4 protein-coding genes are annotated in these 4,287 nt (G+C 43.1%); 2 read left to right on the top strand and 2 right to left on the bottom strand.

Features of this window, described 5'->3' with window-relative positions:
• Positions 1 to 29 precede the first annotated feature (29 nt).
• Together RCH62_RS03480 and RCH62_RS03475 are read left to right on the top strand one after the other, a co-directional pair.
• Positions 30 to 1,355 (top strand): HAMP domain-containing sensor histidine kinase, encoded by a 1,326-nt coding sequence (locus RCH62_RS03480; RefSeq protein WP_306474630.1) that lies wholly within the window; start codon positions 30 to 32, stop codon positions 1,353 to 1,355.
• 513 nt (positions 1,356 to 1,868) lie between these two features.
• Positions 1,869 to 2,651: an aminoglycoside N(3)-acetyltransferase gene (locus RCH62_RS03475; RefSeq protein ID WP_306474629.1), complete on the top strand. Its 783-nt coding sequence runs from the start codon at positions 1,869 to 1,871 to the stop codon at positions 2,649 to 2,651.
• A 156-nt stretch (positions 2,652 to 2,807) separates the two neighbouring features.
• Here the strand turns inward: RCH62_RS03475 and RCH62_RS03470 are convergent, their stop codons facing one another.
• Both RCH62_RS03470 and RCH62_RS03465 read right to left on the bottom strand, forming a co-directional pair.
• The gene (locus RCH62_RS03470) at positions 2,808 to 3,497 is read right to left on the bottom strand and encodes an ABC transporter ATP-binding protein (protein ID WP_195214324.1); all 690 of its coding nucleotides are present in this window, start codon (positions 3,495 to 3,497) and stop codon (positions 2,808 to 2,810) included.
• Between the two features lies 1 nt (position 3,498).
• A partial coding sequence (locus RCH62_RS03465; RefSeq protein ID WP_306474628.1) for an ABC transporter permease occupies positions 3,499 to 4,287 on the bottom strand: 789 nt, incomplete at its 5' end.

Here is a 4,287-nt window from a genome sequence, read left to right as displayed (position 1 = left end):
CGCAATGTCGGCTATAAATTGGAGAGACCATGACCAAACGGAGTATCTTTGCAAAGATTTTTCTGATCACCTTTGCCCTTTTTAGTGGCTTAGTCATCCTTCTACACGCTTCGGTTTACTTTATTTTCCCGTCGACCTATATCGAGTCCCAGCGCCAGACGATTTTGAAGAAATCACAGGCCCTGTCCAAGAGTTTCCAAGGTCAAGAAGAAGGAACCATTGAGTCGGTCATCGACCTATATTCCAAGACCAATGATATCAAGGTCTCGATCAAGGACAAGGAAAAACAAAATGCCCTAGAGGTCAAGGATGACTTGCTCGTGAACCCTGACAGCCAGAATAATTCCCTAGTCATTGAAGAGCGAAAAATCCAGACAAAAGAGGGGAAGGACTTGACCTTGCAATTCTTAGCAACTGTCGATTCCCAAAAGGAAGCGCGGGACATCAGTCTGGGCTTTCTTCCCTATAGTCTTCTGGCTTCCTTTGTTCTGTCATTGCTTGCCTCCTATCTCTATGCCCGCCTGATTTCTGCTCCGATCCTTGAGATCAAGCAGATGACCAAGCGGATGAAGCGCTTGGATCGGACAGCTAATCTCCCCATTCATTCGCAGGATGAGATTGGCGTTCTTAAGCAACAGATCAACGACCTTTATCACCATCTCCTAGAAGTGATCGACAATCTAGAGCAGCAGAAACAGGAAAATCTGAAGTTGGAGCAGATGAAGGTGGAATTCCTACGGGGAGCCTCGCATGAGCTCAAGACGCCTCTAGCCAGCTTGAAGATTATCCTAGAAAATATGCGGGATAAGATCGGCCGCTACAAGGATCGGGACCGCTACCTGTCGGTCTCCCTCGATATCGTCGATGAGATGAACCAGATCGTCCTAGAAATCCTGTCCCTGTCCTCTGTCCAAGAATTGGCTGGAGACAAGGAGTGGATCCAGCTGAATCAGGTCTTAGAGCAGATCCTCGACCAGTACAAGGTCTTGGCTCAATCTCGCGCGCTCACGATTGACAATCAAATCCCTGACAAAGGAGTTTATATGGACCCAGCCATTCTGAAATTGGTCCTCTCAAATGTCATTAGTAATGCCGTCAAGCATTCGGATGCCGGTGGAGAGATCCAGCTCCGCCTCGAAGAGGAAGGGACGCACTTGGCGGTTGAAAATACCAGCCAGGAAATGGTAGAGACCGCTGAAATGCCAATGACCGCTAGCCGTCAGAAGAAGGAAGGCGGCTTGGGACTCTTCGTGGTCCAACACTTGCTAGACCATGAAGAACTGGCCTACCAATTTGATAAAACGGCTATGGGCTTACGCTTCCGTATGGAACTGCCCAAAGATCCACAAGAATAAAAAACTAGCGAACAAGAGAAATGCTTGTTCGCTAGTTTGTATTTTTAGATGTCTTCCTGTAATAATAGAATTTAGAGATACTTATTAATAAAACTAATTTGGAAATTCGTTTTTTGGTCATGGAATAAAATACGGTATATATTTAAGACTGAACTAGAGCTTATCTTGATTATACATAAAAATAAAGTGACTGACTTTTTGTTCGTACATATTGTTTAATCCATTTTATGTTATGATAATTTATAGATTAAAATGTGTAAAGAATGGTATATTGGCTAAAATAGGGTAACGCTACTTTTCAAACCCCTGTAATACCTAAACCACCCTACACAATACATTTGTATTTGTATTGAATGCGATCCAATTCGTGACAAAATGACATCTGTTGTTTCAGATAGAACATATCAGGAATTAGCCAAAAACTTAAGTGAAAAACTGACGATTGAAGAAGTGGAAACTTACATTGAGGAGAAATGCTACCCGATTATTTTTTGATGAAAAGAGGAAAAAACTATGAAAACAATATATAAAAAAGATATCGTACAGGGCTTAACAGACCTTGGCCTGAAAAAGGGAGATATAGTCATTGTACATACATCGTTAAAAAGTATTGGATATGTATGTGGAGGAGCACAGGCTGTGATAGAAGCTCTAATTGAAGTTGTTACTTCTGAAGGAACCATTGTGATGCCCACGCAGTCATGGAAAAATCTAGATCCGGAAACAGGTGTGCACTGGAATGCAGAGGAGTCAGACTGGGAAAAAATTAGAGAGAATTGGCCAGCATATGATAAGCAGATAACGCCAACCAATACAATGGGAGCTGTTGCAGAAATGTTTCGTCAATGGCCAGGTAGCATCAGAACAGAGCATCCAGCAAGATCAATTTGTGCATGGGGGAAACATGCTGAATATATTACAGAGGAACATACTCTTTCAAATATATTTGGGGAGGGATCACCTATCGCAAAACTCTATGAACTTGATGCAAAAGTACTGTTAATAGGGGTTGGATATGATAAAAACACCTCTATACACCTAGCGGATGTTCGTGCAGAGTATCCTGGGAAACATGACTGTATTGAACACAGTGCTATACTTGAAGATGGTGTTCGTATATGGAAATCATATAAGACCTTATTCGTTGATGGAGAAGATTTTGAAGACATAGGAATTGCGTTTGAGGAAATAGGTCATGCAAATATAGGGAAAATAGGTATTGCCGATTCTAGATTAATGCAACAGCGTAGTTTAGTAGATTTTTCCGTTTCATGGATTGAAAAGTATCGCCAATAAATTAATTTTTAATCAATGAAGATTTTGATAAGGATAGAAAAACTTATACAATAATCTGAAACAAAAAGCAAATTGACACAAAAATACCCCAAAAGTTAGATTTTATCTGTCCAACTTTTGGGGTACAGTTCAAAAATGCTTGTTCGCTTTTTGTATTTAATCAACCTTTTCTACCTTTAGCAATTGGCCATGTTTTAATTCATAAATGGTATCTACATAGGTCAGGATGGAGCGGTCATGGGTCACCATGATGGCGCTCTTGTTTTTGGATTTGACTTCTTTTTGGATCAATTGGGCGATTTCTTGCCCTCGATCTGGGTCTAGGCTAGCCGTTGGTTCATCGGCTAAGATGACCTGCGGATTTCCGATAAAGGCCCGAGCGATGGCTGCCCGTTGCTTTTGCCCACCGGACATCTGATTCGGGTATTGGTGGTAACAAGCTTCGATGCCAAGATCTGTCAACAAGGCTTTGACTTCCTCTTGGCGTTTTTTCTTGTCCTTTTCCCCTTTTAATTTGGCCACCAGTTCCAACTGGTCACCGATTTTCATATAGGAGAGGAGCTGGTGGTCTTGAAAGATAAAGCCGAGCAATTCCAGCCGTTTTTGCGTCCACTGACTTTGGTTGAGGCCAGTCAAGTCTTGGCCTGCGATGCGAATCCACCCCTCATCCGCTGATAAAAGCAAGCCAGCGATGGCTAAAAGCGTGGACTTACCAGATCCTGAAGGGCCCAAGATGGCGACAAATTCGTTGGGTTCGACGCTTAAATTCAGCTGGTTGAGGACATGGTGCATCTGGCTGCCATCGGCGTAGGATTTTCTGATATTTTCTAATTCGATAATGGCCATCTTATTCTCCATTTCCACCAATGACTTCGATTGGATCTACTTTTTTGATTTTGACAAGGGACAAGGCACCACACAAGATAGAGGTCAGGATAAAGCTAACCGAGATGGTGAGGTTGTCTTTCAGGGTCATAAAGGAAGGGACGCTATTCGGTAAAAATGGAGCCATCATAGTTGCCAAGCCAAGCCCCAATAGCACTCCGATGAGGGAGATGATGGTGAGCTGGGATAGTTGGACATAGGTAATCTGGCTCATGGACATGCCAATAGCCTTCAAGACACCGAACTGTTTCAACTTCTGCAGGGTGAGGATGTAGAAGAAGACCCCAAGGATAGCAGAAGAAGCGAGTAAGAGCACCCACGTAATCATCCGTAGCGTCAGGTTTTGAGCCTTGTAGCCAGGGATTTTATCGATCACTTGCTTCTTATCCGCCACCATCAAGTTGCTGGCTAGATCGCTAGAAGTGATGCTTTTCTTGGTCACAAGGGTTTGGGCTTGCCATTGATAGCTTGGATCTGTTTTTTGTCGCATGCCTGTGTAGGTATCCGAGCTGATAAAACCAATCTCGCTGTAGCCGTATTTGGCATTTTTCGCGAAGGCCACGACCTTGAGTTTTTGCTTAGAAGTTTTGTCGATCACTTGATCGCCGACTTGGATCCCTTCATCCTCTTTGAAAGAACTGTCCAAAATGACCTCGTTTTTCTTTAGGTCGGAGATCTTGAGGTCTGTATCTTCCATGATTGGATTGAGGATTTCTTCTTCGTTGTGATCGGTCGCGAAGTAGGTGATATC

It is taken from the genome of Streptococcus sp. (genome assembly GCF_030825805.1).
Taxonomy (GTDB): domain Bacteria; phylum Bacillota; class Bacilli; order Lactobacillales; family Streptococcaceae; genus Streptococcus.
Note: the sequence above shows the minus strand (reverse complement) of the source record. Positions and strands in the feature narration are given on the sequence as shown.

Excerpts from the sequence above, each read along its gene's own strand:
- RCH62_RS03470 (WP_195214324.1), bottom strand. The coding sequence starts at position 3,497 with ATGGCCATTATCGAATTAGAAAATATCAGAAAATCCTACGCCGATGGC.
- RCH62_RS03480 (WP_306474630.1), top strand. The coding sequence starts at position 30 with ATGACCAAACGGAGTATCTTTGCAAAGATTTTTCTGATCACCTTTGCC.
- RCH62_RS03475 (WP_306474629.1), top strand. The coding sequence starts at position 1,869 with ATGAAAACAATATATAAAAAAGATATCGTACAGGGCTTAACAGACCTT.